The following is a 19,547-nucleotide window of genomic DNA, read 5'->3' as shown; positions in this document are numbered from 1 at the left end:
GTGCCCGCTCAGGCGCTCGCCACCGCAGCCGGAGCGGGAGCGGGAGCGCCCAGCACGTCGGAGAGCAGTTGGGCACACCACTCCAGCAGCGCCTGGTCACGCAACGGCTCGCCGCCGATCCGGCGAGTGCTCGGCCGAGGCACGCTGACCTGGTCGGTGGCCTGCTTGTAGACCGCGTCCGGGTGGTAGCGCTTGAGCCGCAACTGCTTCGAGTCGGGCAGCGGCAGTGGACCGAACCGGACGTGCTTGCCCTGCATGGACACGTCGGTCAGGCCGTACCGGCGGGCCAGCAGGCGGAACCGGGCCACCGCCACCAGGTTCTGCACCGGAGCGGGCGGCTCGCCGTACCGGTCGGTCATCTCGGCCACCACCTCGCGCAGGCGCTCCTCGTCGCGGGCCTCGGCGAGCTTGCGGTACATCTCCAGGCGCAGCCGCTCCACGCTCACGTAGTCGTGTGGCAGGTGCGCGTCGATCGGCAGGTCGATCTTGACGTCGACCTCCTCCTCGGGCCGCTCACCCTTGAACGCAGAGACCGCCTCGCCGACCATCCGCACGTACAGGTCGAAGCCGACGCCCTCGATGTGCCCGGACTGCTCGCCGCCGAGCAGGTTGCCGGCGCCCCGGATCTCCAGGTCCTTCATCGCCACGTACATGCCGGCACCCAGCTCGGTGTGCTGCGCGATTGTCGCCAACCGCTCGTGGGCGTGCTCGGTGAGCGGCTTCTCCGGCGGGTAGAGGAAGTACGCGTACGCCCGCTCGCGGCCCCGGCCCACCCGGCCACGGATCTGGTGCAGCTGGGCCAGGCCGAGCAGGTCGGCCCGCTCCACGATCAGGGTGTTGGCGTTCGGGATGTCGATGCCGGACTCCACGATCGTCGTGCAGACCAGGACGTCGAACTCCTTCTCCCAGAAGCCGACCATCACCTTCTCCAGGGCGTCCTCGCTCATCTGGCCGTGCGCCACCGCGACCCGCGCCTCGGGCACCAGCTCCCGCAGTCGCCGTGCCGCCCGATCGATCGACTCGACCCGGTTGTGTAGGTAGAAGACCTGTCCGTCGCGGAGCAACTCTCGATGGATGGACGCGGCGACCTGCCGGTCGTCCTGTGCGCCGACGAAGGTGAGCACCGGGTGGCGCTCCTCCGGCGGGGTGGCGATGGTGGACATCTCCCGGATGCCGGTGATCGCCATCTCCAGGGTGCGCGGGATCGGGGTGGCCGACATGCTCAGCACGTCCACCGAGGCCCGCAGGGTCTTGAGGTGCTCCTTGTGCTCGACGCCGAACCGCTGCTCCTCGTCGACGACCACCAGACCGAGCTGCTTGAACCGGGTCGCGGTCTGCAGCAGCCGGTGGGTGCCGATGACGATGTCGACGGTGCCGTCGGCGACCATCTCCAGCGTCCGCTCGGTCTCCTTCGGGGTCTGGAACCGCGACAGCTGCCGGATCTGGACCGGGAACTGGTTCATCCGCTCGGCGAACGTGTTGTAGTGCTGCTGCACCAGCAGCGTCGTCGGCACCAGCACCGCCACCTGCTTGCCGTCCTGCACCGCCTTGAACGCCGCCCGGACCGCGATCTCGGTCTTGCCGTAGCCGACGTCGCCGCAGATCAGCCGGTCCATCGGGACGGTCTGCTCCATGTCCCGCTTGACCTCGTCGATGGCGGCGAGTTGGTCCGGCGTCTCCTGCCAGGGGAACGCGTCCTCCAACTCCCGCTGCCAGGGGGTGTCCGGCCCGAACGAGTGCCCCTTGGACGCCTTGCGGGCGGCGTAGAGCTGGATGAGCTGCGCGGCGATCTCCCGGACCGCCTTGCGGGCACGGGCCTTGGACTTCTGCCAGTCCGAGCCGCCCATCTTGTGCAGCGTCGGCTGCTCGCCGCCGACGTAGCGGGACAGCTGGTCGAGCTGGTCGGTGGGGACGAACAGCCGGTCACCGGGTTGGCCCCGCTTGCTGGCCGCGTACTCGATGACCAGGTATTCCCGGCTTGCGCCGTTGACGGTGCGCTGCACCAGCTCGACGTACCGGCCGATGCCGTGCTGCTCGTGCACCACGAAGTCGCCGGCCTTGAGCTCCAACGGGTCGATGGTGTTGCGCCGCCGGCTCGGCATCTTGCGCATGTCCCGCGTCGAGGTGCCCCGACCGCCGGTGACGTCGTTGCCGGTGAGCAGCACGAACCGGGACGCCTCGTCGACGAACCCGCTGCCCAGCGAGCCGCAGGTGACGATCAGCTCGCCGGGGGCGGGCGCGGTCGGCACCTCCTCGGTCAGCCGGGCGCCCAGCCCCGCGTCGCGCAGCACCTCCACCGCCCGCTGGGCGGGGCCGTGCCCCTCGAAGACCAGCGCGATGGACCAGCCCTCACCGGCCCAGCGCTTGAGGTCGTCGACCACCCGTGCGGTCTCGCCGTGGTAGAGCGGAGCCGGCTGGGCGGCGAGGGTCACCGCGATGGCGTCGTCCGGGGTGACGGCGGCCTCTTCGGGTGCGTCCTCCCAGGGCTGCCGCGTCTCGGCCGTGTCCGCCTCGACGAGGCCGAACGGGGACAGCGTCCACCACGGCTGGCGGAGCGTCCCGGCGGTGGCGCGGACCTCGGCCAGGGTGCGGAAGGCGGCGGCGCCGACGTCCACCGGGGCCTGGCCGCCGACCGCCGCTGCGGCCCAGGATGCCTGCAAGAACTCTTCCGAGGTACGCACCAGATCGTGCGCCCTCGTGCGGATCCGCTCCGGGTCGCAGAGCAGGACGTGGGTGCCCGGCGGCATCGCGTCCAGCAGCAGCTCCAGCGAGTCGGGGCCGACGAGCACCGGCGCCAGCGACTCCATCCCCTCCACCGGGATGCCCTCGGCCAGCTTGTCGAGGATCTCGGCCAACTCCGGGTGCTGCTCGGCGAGCGCGGCGGCCCGATCACGGACCGCCGGGGTGAGCAGCAGCTCACGGCAGGGCGGCGCCCAGAGCAGCGGGACCTGCTCGATGGTCCGCTGGTCGGCCACGGCGAAGGTGCGGATCTCCTCCACCTCGTCGCCCCAGAACTCGACCCGCGACGGATGCTCGTCGGTGGGCGGGAAGACGTCCAGGATGCCGCCGCGCACCGCGAACTCGCCGCGCTTGGTGACCAGGTCGACCCGGGCGTACGCCATGTCGATCAGCCGGCGGGCCACCTCTTCCAGGTCGGCCTCCTCGCCCGCGGCGAGCTGTACCGGCTCCAGGTCACCGAGCCCTTTGAGCTGCGGTTGCAGCAGTGAGCGAACCGGTGCGACGACCACCCGCAACGGCCCGGTGCCGCCGTGGGCGTCGGCCGACTCGGGGTGCGCCAGCCGGCGCAGCACGGCCAGCCGCCGGCCCACCGTGTCGGAGCGGGGGGAGAGCCGCTCGTGGGGCAGCGTCTCCCACGACGGGAAGACCACCACCTGCTCCGGCGGCAGCAGCCCACCCAGCGCGGCGGCCAGGTCGTCGGCCTCCCGGGTGGTGGCGGTCACCGCCAGCACCGGCCGGCCCGCCCCGCCACGGGTGCCGTCGGGGTCGGCCGCCACGGCTGCCACAGCGAACGGGCGCAGCGCCGCCGGAGCGGTGATGTCGAGGCCGTCGACCTGCGCGGCACCGGAGCGCGCCAGGTCACGCGCCCGGGCCAGCCCGGGATCGGCCAGGGCGGCGGAGAACAGACCGGTGAGCATGTGATCACTTCCAGGGGAGTCGACGCACACGACGGCTGCCCCTCGTCCGGTCGGACGGGGGGTGCACGACGCCCAGCCTATCCCCGTCCACCGACACACATCCCCTTCCGCCCAGGTCAAGCTCCGCGCGGATCTTGACCGGGGCGGGGGGTCGTGGTCGGGTTCTGGGATGGGTACGCAGTGGCGGGTGCAGTTCGACGCGGAGGTGAGCTTCGCCAACGGTGGCGGGCTACGGACCGAGGGGTTCCGGCTGGACATCCCGGGTCGGGAGATCAGTGACGAGGATCTAGCCGCGCTCTTCGTCCGGCACCTCGGGCTGCTGATGGTCGCCCAGGTCCGGATCAGCGCGAAGACGATCATCGAAGAGCCGCACAAGGGCGGCCGGGGCGTCGCTGTCGACGGCAGTGGCGCTGGGCGTCGGCTCGTCGAGCTGAGCCACGTGATCAGCGATGGGATGACCACCCTGCCCGGCTGGCCTGCGCCACGGATCGGCGACTGGTTGACCTTCGCGGCGTCCCGGGCGAACTACGCGCCGGGCACCGAGTTCCACGTGGCCCGGATCGACATGATCGCCAACACCGGCACGTACCTGGACACCCCTGCCCACCGCTGGTCAGACGGCGACGACTTGGTCGGGGTGCCGCTGGACCGGCTGGCGGACCTGCCCGGCGTGGTGGTCCGGGTGCCGGCCGGCACCCGCGCCGTGGACCGGCTGCTGCTGGCGCCGTACGAGGTGGCCGGGCGCGCGGTGCTGCTGCACACCGGTTGGGACGCGCATTTCGGCACCGAGCGGTACGGCGCGCCGGAGGCGCCCCACCTGACCGGGGACGCCGCACAGGCGCTGGTGGACGCCGGAGCGGCCCTGGTCGGCATCGACTCGATCAACATCGACGACATGAGCCCGTCGGCCGGCGGTCAACGCCCCACGCACAGCACCCTGCTCGCCGCCGGCATCCCGATCGTGGAGCACCTGACCGGCCTGGACGCGCTGCCGCCCAGCGGGTTCCGGTTCACGGCGGCCCCACCGATGGTGGCCGGCATGGGCACCTTCCCGGTCCGCGCCTTCGCCGTCGTCGACGCCTGACGTCGACCGATCTCGGCCAACAGGTGGCCGACCGGGACGCGTTCGTCGAGGATGTCCGCCACCTGGCCGCTGAACAGGCGCAACCGACGACCGGGCGCCACCGGCGAGCAGTTGCGCCGCGAACCGGGGTGGACGGGGGATCGATGGGTCGACAACCATCTGTGCTGGCCGTGAAGCGTCACCGTGCCGCTGACGAGCACATCGCGAGCAGGGGGGAACGATGCCCGCCGAGGGAGTCGGCAGTGATCCGCGTCGCCGCACCACGCCCGCACGGTGGCGCGTGCTGGGGCACCCGGACGGATTGTTGATCTATCAGGTGCGGTGCATCGTGGAGAACCACGGATGGACAGAGGCCGCCGTGGAGGACCGCCACAAGATTATTCTGGGGCGCTCCGGGGCGTACCGTCGCCGGCTCAACGGCCGGGTCGGGCTCTCCGACGCCACCTCCATGATCATCACCCGACCGGGCGACGAACTGGCGGTGTCGCACCCGTTCGGCTGCGGCGACTCGTACACCTGCTTGGAGATCGATCCGGCAGCGCTGGCGGACCGGCCGGACGCGGAGCACTGGATGGACCGGGGCGGCTGGGCCGGGACGTCGGACGCCCCGCTGGACCTGGCGCACCGGCTGCTGGTGGCCGAGTTCCGGCGTGGGCTGGACGGCTTCGAGATGGCCGAGCGGCTGCACCGGTTCCTGGCTCGCCTGCTGCACCACAGCCCTCTCGGCACCGGCGACGTGGGCGGCGAGGTCGATCGGGCCGTACGCCGACGGCCGGCGACGCTCGCCGCGCACCGGAGGCTGGCCGACCGCGCCCGGGAGGTGCTGGCGAACTCCGGCTTCACGCTCGGCCTGAACGAGGTCGCCCAGGAGGTTGGTAGCTCTCCGCACCATCTCAGCCGGGTGTTCCACCGAATGACCGGCAGCAGCCTGACGGCCTACCGCAACCGGCTGCGGGTGCGGGAACTGCTGGACACCCTCGCCGAGTCCGACGGCCGTTCGCTCGGCGCACTCGCCGCCGAGTACGGCTTCGCCGACCAGGCACACCTGACCCGGGTGGTCCGGGAGCAGGTGGGTCACCCGCCGGCCCGGCTGCGCCGGCTGCTCACCCCGTCCGACGCGGCCTGACCACTGCCGCTCCCCCGACGGCGACGGAGGTGCCGTCGGGGGACGGGCGGCACCTCCTCGAACGCCAGGGGCGCCACCGGGTCCGGCGGGGCGTCGGGCCTCCCCGAAAAGGTCCGCACGCCCCGCTCCGGTGCTGCACTGGTTGGCAACTCCCGGACCCACGTGAACAATCCTCGGCGCGGGCGTTCCCAGCGTCTTGAAGAAATTTGCTCGTCTCGACCGGGCCCTTCCCAAGGCCCGGTGAGGGCGGGCGGAGGCAGATCAGTACCGCACCGCGATCCGGCGCTCGACGGCGTCGACCCGGATCTCCCCGCCGTACGGGATGATCAACTGAGGGTCGGTGTGGCCGAGGTCGACGTCGAAGACCACCACGGCGTCCGGGTTGTACGGCGCCAGCGCGCGGGTGATCGCCTCGCGCTGGGCTTCACCCCACGCCAACCGTTCCGGCACCGACAGCGGCTTGTCGAAATCCCACGCCTTGGGCCGACCGACAACGACCGCCGGGAAGCTGGCGAGCAGCCCTCGCTCCCCCATGTTCCGCACGATCCGGAACACCTCGTCAGCGCTGGGCATCTCCTGGGAAGTCTCGAAGATCAGCACGGATCCCGCCAGCTCGTCGGCGGTCGGGACCCGGTCGGTGGCCATCAGCCAGTGCAGGATCTCCAGGCAACCACCCCAGGTGCGCCCTCGCACCACCCGCTGCGGGCCCTGCCAGCGCCAGCCCTCGCCTGCCAGCATCTCCGGCTCGTACGCCAACGACCCGGGGTCGGTCCACGGGTTCGGCCGGTCACCCCATTCGGGCGCGGCCGTCAACTCGTACCAGTCGGAGGTGAACAGAGCGGCGCGCAGCGAGCCGAACGTCATCGGGTGCGGCGAGCCGGGCCGGCCGAGGTGCACCAACACCGAACCACCGTGGTACGCCACGATGCCCAGCCGGTAGAGGTGGTTGAGCACGTTTGTGTTGTCGGAGTACCCGAAGTAGGGCTTCGGGTTGGCGCGCACCACGTCGTCGTCGAGGTACGGGGTGACGGTGATCAGGTCGTCCCCGCCGACGGTCGCGAGCACCGCGGTGATGCTCGGGTCGGCGAAGGCGGCGGTCAGGTCGCGGGCCCGGTCGCGCGGGTCCGCCCTCATCACCCGCGTGGTCGGATACTCCACCGGCTCCAGGCCGAACTCCTCGCGCAGCCGGCGCAGCCCCAACTCGTACACGTGGGGAAAGACGGCCGCCAGCCCGGCGGAGGGTGAGACGACCGCGACCCGGTCGCCCGGCTGCGGCTTGGCCGGATATCGGGGCGTGTCCATGATCAGACGGTACCGGGCGCGGCCAGCGGATTTCGCCCAGGAATCGGGCGCGCATCCCGGGATACGCCATTCTGATTCGGGTACGGGGACGACGGGTGACCGCCCGCACCGGCGCGCGGTGATCGTGTTCCGCGTCACGGATCACCATGCGGAGAGCCCCTCCTGCCATCAGGTCCGGCGCGGATACCATCCAGGGAGTCGGACAGCGCTGTCCTTCGTACTCACGTAAGGAGCGCATCGTGACCGACCAGCACGACCACGACGGCCCGGACGCCGCGCTGCGCGCCGACATCCGCCGACTCGGCACCCTGCTCGGGCAGACCCTGGCACGCCAGGAGGGCCGCCCGCTGCTCGACCTCGTCGAGGAGATCCGCGCCCAGGTCCGCACCGACGCCCCGGCGGCCGCCCAGCGGCTCGGCGGGCTGGACGTGACCACCGGCACCAAGCTGGCCCGCGCCTTCTCCACCTACTTCCACCTGGCCAACATCACCGAGCAGGTGCACCGCGGCCGGGACCTGCGCCGCCGTCGCGCCGTGCAGGGCGGCTGGCTGGACCAGGCGGCCAAGATGATCGCCGAGCGGGGGGTGCCGGCCGAGGAGATCGCCGCCGCGGCCCGCCGGCTGGCGGTCCGGCCGGTCTTCACCGCCCACCCGACCGAGGCGGCCCGCCGGTCGATCCTGTCCAAGCTGCGGGCCATCGCCGACGAGTTGGACACCGAGACCGCCAACGCGATCCTCTACGGCGCCAGCGACGAGGGCCCCGCCAACCGCCGGCTCGCCGAGTTGCTCGACCTGATGTGGCAGACCGACGAGCTGCGGCTGGACCGGCCCGACCCGACCGACGAGGCCCGCAACGCCATCTACTACCTGCGCGACCTGTACGCCGAGGCCGCCCCGCAGGTGCTCGACGACCTGGCCGACACGCTGCGCACGCTCGGCGTGGAGACGTCGCCGACGGCCCGTCCGCTGAGCTTCGGCACCTGGATCGGCGGCGACCGGGACGGCAATCCGTTCGTCACCCCGGCGGTCACCCGCGAGGTCCTGACCATCCAGCACGAGCACGGCATCGCGGCCACCGAGAAGGCGATGGACCACCTCATCAACGAGGTTTCGGTGTCCCGCCGGCTGCGCGGGGTGTCGCTGGACCTCTCCGCCAGCCTCGCCGCCGACCTGGACGCGCTGCCCGAGGTGGCGCCCCGCTTCCGCCGGGTCAACGCCGAGGAGCCGTACCGGCTCAAGGCGCGCTGCGTGAAGGCGAAGCTGGCCAACACCCGGCAGCGGCTGCGCCAGGGCACCGCGCACGTGCCGGGCCGGGACTACCGGGGCTCCGCCGAGCTGATCGCCGACCTGGATCTGCTGCGCGCCTCGCTGGCCCGCAACTCCGGGCAGCTCACCGCCGTCGGCCGGCTGGCCTCCACCATCCGTACGGTCTCCGCGTTCGGCCTGCACCTGGCGACGATGGACGTCCGTGAGCACGCCGAGGCGCACCACGCGGTGCTCGCCCAGCTGTACGACGCCGTCGGTGAGGTCTCCGACTACCCGGCGCTGACCCGGCTGGAGCGCACCAAACTGCTCGCCGACGAGCTGACCGGCCGCCGCCCGCTGTCCACCCTGGACACGCCGCTCTCCGAGGCGGCCCGCAAGACGTTCGACGTGTTCAGCACCATCCGGGAAGCCCAGGACCGGTTCGGCACCGAGGTGATCGAGTCGTACATCATCTCGATGACCATGGGCGTGGACGACGTGCTGGCCGCCGTGGTGCTGGCCCGTGAGGCCGGCCTGGTGGACGTACACAGCGGGCGGGCGCGGATCGGGTTCGTGCCGCTGCTGGAGACCCCGGCCGAGCTGAACGCCGGTGGCGAACTCCTCGACGAACTGCTGTCGCTGCCCGCGTACCGGGCGTTGGTCGCGGCCCGCGACGACGTGCAGGAGGTCATGCTCGGCTACTCCGACTCCAACAAGGAGGCCGGGATCACCACCAGCCAGTGGTCGATCCACCGGGCACAGCGCGCACTGCGCGACGTGGCCGCCCGGCACGGGGTGCACCTGCGACTGTTCCACGGCCGCGGCGGCACGGTGGGGCGCGGCGGCGGGCCGACGCACGAGGCGATCCTCGCCCAGCCGTACGGCACGCTGGACGGCGCGATCAAGGTGACCGAGCAGGGCGAAGTCATCTCCGACAAGTACAGCCTGCCCTCGCTCGCCCGGGAGAACCTCGAACTCACCCTCGCCGCGGTGCTCCAGGCGACGCTTCTGCACACCGCTCCCCGGCAGCCGGCCGAGATGCTGGAGCGCTGGGACGCCACGATGGACGTGGTCTCCGAGTCGGCCTACCGGTCGTACCGGTCGCTCGTGGAGGACCCGGACCTGCCCGCGTACTTCTGGGCGTCCACCCCCACCGAACTGCTCGGCGCGCTGAACATCGGCTCCCGGCCGGCGAAGCGCCCCAACACCGGCGCCGGGCTGTCCGGGTTGCGGGCCATCCCGTGGGTGTTCGGCTGGACGCAGACCCGGCAGATCGTGCCGGGCTGGTTCGGCGTCGGCTCCGGGCTGGCCGCCGCCCGCGAGGCCGGGTTGGCGGACGTACTGGCCGAGATGCACCGCAACTGGCACTTCTTCCGGACGTTCCTGTCAAACGTCGAGATGATGCTGACCAAGACGGACCTGAGCATCGCCCGCCGGTACGTCGAGACCCTGGTGCCGGAGCAACTGCACCCGATCTTCGAGCAGATCGAGCGGGAGTACGAGCTGACCAAGCGGGAGGTGCTGGCGGTGACCGCCTCACCCGCCCTGCTGGAGAACTCGCCGGTGCTGCAACGCACCCTGGCGGTCCGGGACACCTACCTGGAGCCGCTTCACCACCTTCAGGTGGCGCTGCTGCGGCAGTACCGGGACTCCGGTGCCGCCGGACGGGCGGTGGCCACCGCGCCGGGCGGCCGGCGCGCACCGAGCGACGGCACGGCGCTGGAGCGGGCCCTACTCACCACGGTGAACGGCATCGCCGCCGGCATGCGCAACACAGGCTGACCGTCCCGGTCCCGCCCCCCAGCTCAGTCGATCATGGAGTTGTGGTGCCTCACAAAAGCCCCTCGCGGGTGCTAATCGGCCACCACAACTCCATGATCGACGCTGCCGTCCAGGCTCACCAGTCCCCGCCGCCGAAATCCCCGCCGCCGAAGTCGCCGAAGCCACCGCCGCCGCCGCCGAAGTCACCGCCTGCGTAGTCGCCGCCGCCGCCGAAATCGCCGCCCTGGTCGGCGCCGCCGAAGTCCTGATCACCGCCGCCGAAGTCCTGGTCGCCGCCGTCCATGCCCTGGTCGGCACCGGCCGCGTCGGCGCCGTACCCCGGGTCGGCGAAGGCCGGTGATAACAGCGCGTCGGCGATCAGGATGCCGCCGAGCACGCCCGCGCCGGCGCCCAGCGCGGTCTTCCACCACGGCGTCGAGTACCAGCCAGCGGGCACCGGCCGGCCCTGGTACCGACCACCCGGGTAGTAGTAGGGCGTGCCCCGACCAGGCTGCGGGCCGGCCCGGAAGGTCTGCCCCTGCACCTGCACCTCGCGCTCCTTGGTGAGCTGCCCGACGCCCCGCGCGGCGGCCAGCGCCGGCAGCTCGGGGCCGGGATCGAACCCCAGCGCGGTCCGCGCCGCCCGGATGTACGCCAAGCCCTCCAGCGCGGTCTCCCGGGCCAGCGTGAACTGGTGCGGCGTACGCGCCTGCTCCAGCTGCGAGCCCGCCGCGTTGTACCGCTCACCGGCGTCGGAGAGCGCCTGGCGGACGGCTGGCTCGTCGCCCTGCAGGGTCAACAGCTGGCCGCCGAGGCGCTCGTACCAGCGTTGCGCCTCCGCGCGGGCGTCGCCCAGCTCGGTGCGCCGACGGGCGGTGGACTGGGCACGGCCGAGCGCCACGGCACCCAACGCTCCGATCAGCACGATGGCGAGGCACAGCACAAGTTCCATGTCATCGAACGTACCCCCGGGTGTCTCGTCGTAGACGTCTGGCAAGCTCCGGTGATGGACGTCTCGACGCTGCTAGTGGTGATCGTGTGCCTCGGCACCGGCGGCGCGGTGGGCTGGCTCGCGGCCCGATCCCGCTCGGCGGCCGACATCGCCCGGTTGGACGCCACCCTGACCGCGACCCGCGAGGGCGAGGGGCGGCTGGAGCAGTCCATGCGGGCGTTGAGCTACGAGGCCACCGCACAGTCGCAGGAGGCGGTGGCCCGTGCCGTCGCGCCGCTGCACGACACGCTGCGCCGCTACGAGCAGCGCGTCGCCGAGCTGGAGCACGAGCGGGTCGACGCGTACGCCGAGCTGCGCGAGCAGGTCCGCTCGATGAGCGCCGTCTCCGGCGAGCTGCGCACGGAGACCAAGCAACTGGTGGCCGCGCTACGCGCGCCGCAGGTGCGAGGGCGCTGGGGCGAGCACCAGTTGCGCCGGATCGTCGAGGCCGCCGGCATGCTGGAGCACTGCGACTTCTCCGAGCAGGTCACCGCCACCACCGACGAGCAGGTCGTACGCCCGGATCTGGTGGTCCGGTTGCACGGCGGCCGGTCGGTGGTGGTGGACGCCAAAGCGCCGTTCGACGCGTACCTCACCGCGATGGAGGCCCGCGACGAGCGGGGCCGGGACGCCCACCTCGACGCGCACGCCCGGCACCTGCGAGGGCACGTCGACGCCCTGGCGGCCAAGGCGTACTGGACCGCGTTCGACAGCTCCCCCGAGTTCGTGGTCCTGTTCGTGCCCGCCGACCCGTTCCTCGACGTCGCGCTCCAGCGTGACCCGACGCTGCTGGAGCACGCCTTCGCCCGCAACGTGGTGCTCGCCACGCCGGCCACCCTGGTCGTCCTGCTCCGCACCGTTGCCTACTCGTGGCGGCAGGAGGCGCTGGCCCGCAACGCCGTCGCGGTGCACACCCTCGCCCGGGAGCTGTACGGCCGGCTCTCCACCCTCGGCGACCACGTGGGCAAGCTCGGGTCGTCGCTGACCGGTGCGGTGACCGCGTACAACAGGGCGGTCGGTTCGCTGGAGGCCCGGGTGCTGGTCAGTGCCCGCAAGCTCGCCGAGCTGGGCGTCTCGGACGAGGAGCTGGCGGCCCCGGCCCAGGTCGAGCTGACGCCCCGCCAGCCGCAGGCGCCCGAGCTGCTGGACGGGGCCGAGCGCAACCACTGACGGGGCGGTCCGGTCGGGGTCAGCTGCGGTGGGCGCCCTCCACGACGAACGGGGTGCCCTGCTGGCAGGTGGTCATCAGGCCCGCCTCCACCCGGCCGGTGACGGTGACCCGCGCGCCGGAGGTCAGCACGTCCCGGGGGCCGCCGATCAGCAGATAGCCGTCGAGCAGCAGGCAGTTCGGCTCCACCCCGGGGGTGACCGTGCCGGTGAGTTCGGTGGCGCCGACGGGCGGCGGGACGCTGGGCCCACCGGGGGACTTGAGCGTCGGGGACGGGGGCGTCGGGGCGGCCGAGGTTGGCTCCGCGGTCGCTGTCGACGGTGTGCCGGGGCTGGCGGGGTCGGCCGTCCCACCGCAGGCGCTCAGCACCGCGCAGACGACCAGGGCGGGGACGGCGAGCCGAAATGTCCTCATGCCGGCTTCGACGCACCGGAACGCCCCGGCGTTCCCGTCGAACGGATACTCAGCCGCGCGCTGCGGCGGCCTTCATGTCCCGCTTCAACTCCTGCGGCAGCGAGAAGGTGAGCCGCTCGTTGGCGGTAATGATCTCCTCGACGTCGCCGAACCCACGCGCGGCGAGGTGCGCGAGCACATCCCGGACCAGATCCTCCGGGACGCTCGCGCCGGAGGTCAGCCCGACGGTGCGGGCGTCGGCCAGCCAGGCGTCGTCGATCTCGTGGGCGAAGTCCACCAGGTGACCGGCGCGAGCGCCAGCATCCAGGGCCACCTCGACCAGCCGGATCGAGTTGGAGGAGTTCGTCGAGCCGACCACGATCACCACGTCACACTCGGCGGCGATCTCCTTGACGACGTGCTGCCGGTTGGACGTGGCGTAGCAGATGTCGTCGCTGGGCGGGGACTGCAACAGCGGCAGCCGCTGCTTGAGCCGGGCGACCGTCTCCAGCGTCTCGTCGACCGAGAGCGTGGTCTGGGAGAGCCAGACCACCTTCTCCGGGTCGCGCACGCTGATCTTGTCGGCGCCGTCCGGGCCGTCCACGAGCTGGATGTGCGCGGGAGCCTCACCGGCGGTGCCGATGACCTCCTCGTGCCCCTCGTGGCCGATCAGCAGGATGTCGTAGTCCTCGGCGGCGAACCGCTTCGCCTCCTGGTGCACCTTGGTGACCAGCGGGCAGGTCGCGTCGATCGCCTTCAGTGAGCGCGCCTTGGCCTGCTCGTAGACCTCGGGCGCCACTCCGTGCGCGGAGAAGATGACGGTGGCGCCCTCGGGCACCTCCTCGTTCTCCTCCACGAAGATCGCGCCCTGGGCCTCCAGGGTCTGCACGACGTGCTTGTTGTGCACGATCTGCTTGCGGACGTAGATCGGAGCGCCGTAGAGCTTGAGCGCCTCCTCGACGGTCTGCACCGCACGGTCGACACCCGCGCAGTAGCCGCGGGGCTTCGCCAGGAGCACGCGCTTGCCGGTCCGGGAAGTCGCTTCAGCCTGAGTCACCCATTCATCCTACCCACCACCACTCCCGCCTCACCTCACGCGAGTTGATCATGAGGTTATGGCTGCGACACGCCGAACGGGGCGCTACAACTTCATGATCACGCGCCGGCGGCGCTGGGCGCGCTGGCGCGCGGTGGGGGCGGGGCTGGTGGGGGTGGGCCTTAGGGTGGGCGGGTGAGTGATACCGCACGGGTGGGTGGCAGCACCGCCGAGGAGCCTTGGCCGGTCCGGGTGGTCAGCCAGAAGGTCGGCGCGTGGATCGCCAAGCTGGGCTGGGTCTGGGTGGACGGGCAGGTGGCGCAGATCAGCCGCCGTCCGGGCGCCACCACCGTCTTCCTCACCCTGCGGGACCCGTCGGCCGATCTGAGCCTGACCGTCACCACCAACCGGGACGTGCTCGACGCTGGCGCTCCGGAGCTGCGTGAGGGCGCCCGCGTGGTGCTGCACGCCAAGCCGGAGTTCTACGCCGCCCGGGGCACGCTGAGCCTGCGGGCCGACGAGATCCGGCAGGTGGGGCTGGGCGAGCTGCTGGCCCGACTGGAGAAGCTCAAGAAACTGCTCGCCGCCGAAGGGCTGTTCGACCGCTCCCGAAAGCGCCGGCTGCCGTTCCTGCCGGGTCGGATCGGGTTGATCACCGGGCGTGCCTCGGCGGCCGAGCGGGATGTGCTGACCAATGCCCGGCGACGCTGGCCGGCGGTGGAGTTCCGGACGGTCAACGTGGCCGTGCAGGGCCCGTCCGCGGTGCCGCAGATCATCGACGCGCTCAAGGTGTTGGACGCCGACCCGAGCATCGAAGTCATCGTCATCGCCCGGGGCGGCGGTGGCATCGAGGACCTGCTGCCCTTCTCCGACGAGGCGCTCTGCCGCGCGGTGTTCGCGTGCCGTACCCCGGTGGTCAGCGCGATCGGCCACGAGACGGACACGCCGCTGATCGACTACGTCGCCGACCTGCGGGCCTCCACCCCGACCGACGCGGCCAAGCGGGTCGTCCCCGACCTCACCGAGGAGGTACGCCTCATCGGCCAGGCTCGGCACCGCCTCGAACGGGCGGTACGCAACCTGGTCGACCGCGAGTCCCACCGCCTCGACAGCCTGCGCTCCCGGCCGGTGCTGGCCCGGCCCCAGGTGATGGTGGAGCACCGCGTGACCGAGCTGACCGCGCTGCGCCAACGGGCCAGCCGTTGCCTGGACCACCGGCTCGCCGGCGCGGACGACGAGCTGCGGCACACCCTGGCCCGCCTCCGTGCCCTCTCCCCCGCCGCCACCCTCGACCGGGGGTACGCGATCGTGCAGCGCGCCGACGGTCAGGTGGTCCGCGCGGCGGCCGAGGTCGGCAAGGGCGACCCGCTGCGGGTACGACTGGCCGACGGTGAGCTGGCCGCGACGGTGGACGGCTGAGTGTGCGACGGCGCAGTGGCGACGCGGTGACCGCGGGAGGGATGTGCTGAGATGGGCGCGATGACTGACGACACGAAGGCCGGGCCGGACGAGCGGCTCAGCTACGAGCAGGCGCGGGCCGAGCTGGCCTCGGTGGTCGAGCGGCTGGAGGCCGGCGGCACGTCGCTGGAGGAGTCGCTGGCGCTCTGGGAGCGCGGCGAGGCGCTGGCGGTGATCTGCCAGCGCTGGTTGGACGGCGCCCGGGCGCGGATCGACGCCGCCCGGCAGGAGCCCGCCTCCTGACCGCCGGTGGGGCGGCCGGAGCCGCCCCACCCGCGTACGTCAGTTGAACAGGCTGTACAGCTCGGCCGGCGCCTCGACGACCTGGTCCGCCGGCGGCTTCTGCGCGGCGGTGGCGGCACCGTAGTCGGAGTACGTCATCTTGATCTCCTGGGCGGCGGTCTGACCGGCGGCCGGCAGCTGGAGCACCAGCTCGCTGAGCCGGCCCTGCGGGTCCACCTTCGCGGTGAACGGCACGGTCTTCGCCTGGGTGCCCAGCGCGGCGATCGTGGCGGCGTTCAACGAGCCCGCCTCGGCCGCCTTGGTGACGTCGATGGTCCCGGCGTACGTGCCGGTGCCGGTGCTGCGGACCTCGGTGATGCCCTGGGTCAGCACCGCGCTGCCGGCCGGGTCGACCTTGTCGAAGTCGAAGCCGAGGTTCTTGTTGCCCTTGATGCGGGTCTGGTCCAGGTGCTGGTACTTGCCGAGGTTGAGCTGCTTGATGGCGGGCAGGCTGTCGGCGGTGGGGCCGGTCAGCTCCAGTTTCACCCAGCTGTCCGGCTTGGCGTGGATCACGTCGAGCTTCATGGCCAGGTCGGATGAGGGGCCGCCGAGGGCGAACTTCATCGCCGCGCTCTGGCTCGGCTGGTGCACCTGACCCTCGGCGGTCGAGCCGGCGCCGGAGAGGGTGAACCGGAAGTTGCCGTTGCTGATCTCCTTGGTGGAGTCGAGCAGCGCCTGCTTGGCGTCGCCCGACACGGGTGCGCCGGACGCGCTGGGCGTGCCGGACGCGCTCACCGTCGGCGACGCGGTCGACCCGGCGGTGCCGGTCGTACCGCCAGCGCAGGCGGTCAGGGCGGGCGTGAACAGGGCGGCGGCTACCAGGCCGGCACTGAGTCGTCGAACAGTCATTCGTGTCTCCCAAGGGGGTCACCCGACGACCTGGTCGGCGCCGGAAACCGGGCGACGCGGCAACACCGTTGGCCACGCCGCGCGACCCGGGCCGAGCAGTGCGCCCGGATCACTCCCTCCTCTGTTCCCTGTCGACGCCTCGGACAATCACCCTGATGTCCGATTGCCGGCGGAGAAGGACACGACGCCCCGGCCCGCCCGCGACGCCGCTCAGCGCAACGCGCCGGCGAGTTCGCGCAGTTCGTTGTCCCGGGCGTCACCGAGGACGATCACCGTTCGGGTCGGCTCCAGCAGGACCAACGCCTGCTGGTTGCCCCGGGCCGCGTAGCGCTGCCAGGTGCGCCCGGCCAGCTCCGTCGGGCCCTGTGGCTGCCCCTCGTCGGTCAACTCGGCGGGGAGCAGCCGCTCGGCCGGCACGCTGCTCTGCAACAACTGGACCCCCCGCCCCTCCGGCGTGAGGTAGCCGATCCGCAGGTTCGCGCCGCCCTCGACGCTCTGGTAGCGGGCGCTGACCGTACGCCAGTCGGAGCCCAGACCCTGCGGCTGGCTCACCGGGAAGGTGTTCGCCGACCGGGCCTGCTCGATCGCCGGGGCCGGGTCGACCGTGGCGGCCTGGTCGCCGCCGAGGAAGCCCCGGTAGAACGCCAGCAGCAGCGCGATCGGGATCAGCAGCACCAGCAGCGAGATCGCCATGTCCTTCGGCGACCGCTCGGCCTTGGCCGCCGCCGCCCTCGGCGGCGTGGGTCGTCCGCCGGTGCTCGGGACGCCGCCGGCCCCGGAGCCGCCAAGCGGTGCCGGCGGTTGTGCCGCCGGCTCCGACGCGACCAGGGCAGGCTCGCCGGTGGCCGGCGTCGTCGGACCGGTCACGACGGGCTCGGCAGCGGCATCGGCGGGCAGCCCGGCCGGCGGCTGGCCGTCGGGCGGCGTGCGGTCGGCGGGTACGCGATCAGCTGGCTGTGCGGGTTCCACCCTCCCATCTTCGCAGCCGCCCGACGGGCGGTATCCGGGCCATCACCGCCCCGCGCCGAAGCTTGGTCGGCCATCGTGTGAGGATCAGCGACAAAGCCGGCAGCAGGGGACCACCCTGCCGCCGGTCGTCCCCGCACCGTCGCGAGGAGGAGCCGTCATGACGAACACCAGGACGCGGATCCCACAGGATCTCGACCGCAACCTTGCCCTCGACCTGGTCCGGGTCACGGAGGCCGCGGCGATGGCCGCCGGCCGTTGGGTCGGCCGAGGCGACAAGGAGGGCGGCGACGGAGCCGCCGTCGACGCCATGCGCAAGCTGATCAACTCGATCCAGATGCGCGGCATCGTGGTGATCGGCGAGGGCGAGAAGGACAACGCCCCGATGCTCTTCAACGGTGAACACGTCGGCGACGGCACCGGCCCGGAGGTGGACGTCGCGGTCGACCCGGTGGACGGCACCACCCTGATGAGCAAGGGCATGCCGAACGCGCTGGCGGTGCTCGCCGTCTCCGAGCGGGGTGCGATGTTCGACCCGAGCGCGGTCTTCTACATGGAGAAGCTCGCCGTCGGCCCCGCGTACGCCGATGTGGTGGACATCAACGCGGGGGTGGCCGAGAACCTGCGCCGGATCGCGAAGGTCAAGGGCACCGACGTGTCCGAGGTGACGGTCTGCGTGCTGGATCGCACCCGCCACGACGACCTGGTCACGCAGATCCGCCGGGCCGGGGCGGGCATCCGGTTCATCTCCGACGGCGACATCGCCGGCTCCATCGCGGCGGCCCGGGGCGAGTCGGACGTCGACGTGCTGATGGGCATCGGCGGCACCCCGGAGGGCATCATCTCGGCCTGCGCGCTGAAGTGCATGGGTGGCGCGATGCAGGCCAAGCTCTGGCCACGCGACGACGAGGAGCGGGAGAAGGCGCTCGCCGCCGGGCACGACCTGGACCGGGTGCTGGGCACCGACGACCTGGTCACCGGGGACAACTGCTTCTTCGTGGCGACCGGGGTCACCTCCGGCGACCTGCTGCGCGGGGTGCGCTACCGGGCCGGTGGCGCGTACACCCAGTCGATCGTGATGCGGTCGAAGAGCGGCACCATCCGGGTGATCGACTCGTACCACCGGCTGGAGAAGCTGGCCCTCTACTCGGCCGTCGACTTCGACGGTCGGCCGCTGGCCGAGCAGGAGTGACAGTCACCGACACTGCGACCCCGCAGTCCCTCTCCGCCGCCCGCCGGATCACCGGCGTCACGCTGGCGTCGTTCTCCGGGGTCGCGGTGGCGGTGCAATCTCGGATCAACGGCGAGCTGGGCGTACGCCTGGCCGACGGGTTCGCCGCCGCGGTGGTCTCGTTCGGCCTGGGTCTGCTGGTGCTGCTGGTGCTGGTGCCCACCACCCCCGGTGGGCGACGCGGCCTGGCGGCGCTGCGACGTGCCCTCACCGGGGGCGCGTTGCGGCCCTGGCAGTGCCTCGGTGGGATGTGCGGGGCGTTCCTGGTCGCGACCCAAGGGCTCACCATCGGCTCGTTGGGTGTGGCCCTCTTCACCGTGGCGGTCGTCGCTGGCCAGACCGGCAGCAGCCTCCTGGTGGATCGCGCCGGCATCGGCCCCACCGGTCGGCAGCCGATCACCCGGCAGCGCCTGGCCGGAGCGGTGCTCACCGTGCTCGCGGTCGCTCTGGCGGTCGGCGACCGGCTCGGCGACCCGGGCACGCTGGCGCTGGCCCTGCTGCCGCTGCTGGCCGGGGTGGGCATCGCCTGGCAGCAGGCGGTCAACGGCCGGGTCCGGGCGGCAGCCGACAGCGCGCTGACCGCCACGCTTGTCAACTTCGCCGTCGGCACGGTCACGCTGCTCGTCGCGTTCGCGATCGACATCGCGGTACGCGGCTGGCCGACCGGCCACCTGCCGACCGAGCCGTGGCTCTACCTGGGCGGCCCGATCGGCATCGTGTTCATCGCGATCGCCGCCGCGATCGTGCGCTTCACCGGCGTCCTGCTGCTCGGCCTGGCCACCATCGCCGGCCAGATCGTGGGCGCGGTCCTGCTGGACCTGGTGCTGCCCACGGCGGCCTCGCACCCCGGCGTGAACACCCTGCTCGGGGCCGCGCTGACCATGGTGGCCGTGCTGATCGCCGCCCTGGCCCCACCCGCGCGCCCGCGGGGCACGACCTCGGGCCGCTTCACCCGCCATCGCTGACAATCTTGGACACTTTCCGTTAGCCAACGGAAAGT

The 19,547-nt window shown here is 72.3% G+C and carries 15 protein-coding genes; 8 read left to right on the top strand and 7 right to left on the bottom strand.

The features are described from left to right. Positions 1-8: 8 nt before the first annotated feature. Positions 9-3,656 carry a transcription-repair coupling factor gene (mfd, locus tag ABZ780_RS08490; protein ID WP_357485252.1) on the bottom strand — a complete coding sequence of 1,216 codons (3,648 nt, stop codon included), beginning with the start codon at positions 3,654-3,656 and terminating at the stop codon, positions 9-11. A gap of 169 nt (positions 3,657-3,825) precedes the next feature. Here mfd and ABZ780_RS08485 point away from each other — a divergent pair, with 169 nt between their 5' ends. Further along, positions 3,826-4,740: a cyclase family protein gene (locus ABZ780_RS08485; protein ID WP_357485249.1), complete on the top strand. Its 915-nt coding sequence runs from the start codon at positions 3,826-3,828 to the stop codon at positions 4,738-4,740. 220 nt (positions 4,741-4,960) lie between these two features. Then, positions 4,961-5,866: an AraC family transcriptional regulator gene (locus tag ABZ780_RS08480; protein ID WP_357009001.1), complete on the top strand. Its 906-nt coding sequence runs from the start codon at positions 4,961-4,963 to the stop codon at positions 5,864-5,866. Between the two features lie 261 nt (positions 5,867-6,127). Here the strand turns inward: ABZ780_RS08480 and ABZ780_RS08475 are convergent, their stop codons facing one another. Continuing rightward, positions 6,128-7,168: a S66 peptidase family protein gene (locus ABZ780_RS08475; RefSeq protein WP_357485247.1), complete on the bottom strand. Its 1,041-nt coding sequence runs from the start codon at positions 7,166-7,168 to the stop codon at positions 6,128-6,130. Positions 7,169-7,407: 239 nt separating this feature from the next. Here ABZ780_RS08475 and ppc point away from each other — a divergent pair, with 239 nt between their 5' ends. Then, the gene (ppc, locus tag ABZ780_RS08470) at positions 7,408-10,194 is read left to right on the top strand and encodes a phosphoenolpyruvate carboxylase (RefSeq protein ID WP_357485244.1); all 2,787 of its coding nucleotides are present in this window, start codon (positions 7,408-7,410) and stop codon (positions 10,192-10,194) included. Positions 10,195-10,309: 115 nt separating this feature from the next. Here ppc and ABZ780_RS08465 read toward each other — a convergent pair whose 3' ends face one another. Then, positions 10,310-11,125: a hypothetical protein gene (locus tag ABZ780_RS08465; protein WP_357485242.1), complete on the bottom strand. Its 816-nt coding sequence runs from the start codon at positions 11,123-11,125 to the stop codon at positions 10,310-10,312. 54 nt (positions 11,126-11,179) lie between these two features. Between ABZ780_RS08465 and ABZ780_RS08460 the strand changes: the two genes are divergently transcribed. Further along, positions 11,180-12,334 (top strand): DNA recombination protein RmuC, encoded by a 1,155-nt coding sequence (locus ABZ780_RS08460; protein ID WP_357485239.1) that lies wholly within the window; start codon positions 11,180-11,182, stop codon positions 12,332-12,334. Between the two features lie 19 nt (positions 12,335-12,353). On the opposite strand, the gene ABZ780_RS08455 is transcribed toward ABZ780_RS08460, so the two are convergent. Continuing rightward, complete coding sequence (locus tag ABZ780_RS08455; RefSeq protein WP_357009015.1) at positions 12,354-12,746, bottom strand: hypothetical protein; 393 nt, start codon at positions 12,744-12,746, stop codon at positions 12,354-12,356. Positions 12,747-12,795: 49 nt separating this feature from the next. Further along, positions 12,796-13,782 (bottom strand): 4-hydroxy-3-methylbut-2-enyl diphosphate reductase, encoded by a 987-nt coding sequence (locus ABZ780_RS08450; RefSeq protein WP_357485237.1) that lies wholly within the window; start codon positions 13,780-13,782, stop codon positions 12,796-12,798. Between the two features lie 174 nt (positions 13,783-13,956). On the opposite strand from ABZ780_RS08450, the gene xseA reads away from it, so the two are divergent. After that, positions 13,957-15,180: an exodeoxyribonuclease VII large subunit gene (gene xseA / locus ABZ780_RS08445; RefSeq protein WP_357485234.1), complete on the top strand. Its 1,224-nt coding sequence runs from the start codon at positions 13,957-13,959 to the stop codon at positions 15,178-15,180. Between the two features lie 60 nt (positions 15,181-15,240). After that, on the top strand, positions 15,241-15,462 hold the full coding sequence (locus ABZ780_RS08440; RefSeq protein WP_030328827.1) for an exodeoxyribonuclease VII small subunit: 222 nt from the start codon (positions 15,241-15,243) through the stop codon (positions 15,460-15,462). 39 nt (positions 15,463-15,501) lie between these two features. On the opposite strand, the gene ABZ780_RS08435 is transcribed toward ABZ780_RS08440, so the two are convergent. Together ABZ780_RS08435 and ABZ780_RS08430 are read right to left on the bottom strand one after the other, a co-directional pair. Next, on the bottom strand, positions 15,502-16,350 hold the full coding sequence (locus ABZ780_RS08435; RefSeq protein ID WP_357009025.1) for a hypothetical protein: 849 nt from the start codon (positions 16,348-16,350) through the stop codon (positions 15,502-15,504). A 210-nt stretch (positions 16,351-16,560) separates the two neighbouring features. Further along, the gene (locus ABZ780_RS08430) at positions 16,561-17,319 is read right to left on the bottom strand and encodes a DUF4245 family protein (RefSeq protein ID WP_357485232.1); all 759 of its coding nucleotides are present in this window, start codon (positions 17,317-17,319) and stop codon (positions 16,561-16,563) included. Positions 17,320-17,476: 157 nt separating this feature from the next. Here ABZ780_RS08430 and glpX point away from each other — a divergent pair, with 157 nt between their 5' ends. After that, on the top strand, positions 17,477-18,508 hold the full coding sequence (glpX, locus tag ABZ780_RS08425; protein ID WP_357009030.1) for a class II fructose-bisphosphatase: 1,032 nt from the start codon (positions 17,477-17,479) through the stop codon (positions 18,506-18,508). Further along, entirely contained in the window at positions 18,505-19,512 is a 1,008-nt protein-coding gene (locus tag ABZ780_RS08420; protein ID WP_357009033.1) for a DMT family transporter, read from the top strand. The genes glpX and ABZ780_RS08420 overlap by 4 nt, the downstream gene beginning before the upstream one ends. The last annotated feature ends 35 nt before the right edge of the window (positions 19,513-19,547 follow it).

The organism is Micromonospora sp. NPDC047467 (assembly GCF_040643095.1).
GTDB lineage: Bacteria > Actinomycetota > Actinomycetes > Mycobacteriales > Micromonosporaceae > Micromonospora.
This window is presented reverse-complemented; position numbering and strand designations above follow the sequence as displayed.

Excerpts from the sequence above, each read along its gene's own strand:
- ABZ780_RS08440 (WP_030328827.1), top strand. The coding sequence starts at position 15,241 with ATGACTGACGACACGAAGGCCGGGCCGGACGAGCGGCTCAGCTACGAG.
- ABZ780_RS08435 (WP_357009025.1), bottom strand. The coding sequence starts at position 16,350 with ATGACTGTTCGACGACTCAGTGCCGGCCTGGTAGCCGCCGCCCTGTTC.
- glpX (WP_357009030.1), top strand. The coding sequence starts at position 17,477 with ATGACGAACACCAGGACGCGGATCCCACAGGATCTCGACCGCAACCTT.
- ABZ780_RS08475 (WP_357485247.1), bottom strand. The coding sequence starts at position 7,168 with ATGGACACGCCCCGATATCCGGCCAAGCCGCAGCCGGGCGACCGGGTC.
- ABZ780_RS08480 (WP_357009001.1), top strand. The coding sequence starts at position 4,961 with ATGCCCGCCGAGGGAGTCGGCAGTGATCCGCGTCGCCGCACCACGCCC.
- ABZ780_RS08465 (WP_357485242.1), bottom strand. The coding sequence starts at position 11,125 with ATGGAACTTGTGCTGTGCCTCGCCATCGTGCTGATCGGAGCGTTGGGT.
- mfd (WP_357485252.1), bottom strand. The coding sequence starts at position 3,656 with ATGCTCACCGGTCTGTTCTCCGCCGCCCTGGCCGATCCCGGGCTGGCC.
- ABZ780_RS08485 (WP_357485249.1), top strand. The coding sequence starts at position 3,826 with ATGGGTACGCAGTGGCGGGTGCAGTTCGACGCGGAGGTGAGCTTCGCC.
- ABZ780_RS08460 (WP_357485239.1), top strand. The coding sequence starts at position 11,180 with ATGGACGTCTCGACGCTGCTAGTGGTGATCGTGTGCCTCGGCACCGGC.
- ABZ780_RS08455 (WP_357009015.1), bottom strand. The coding sequence starts at position 12,746 with ATGAGGACATTTCGGCTCGCCGTCCCCGCCCTGGTCGTCTGCGCGGTG.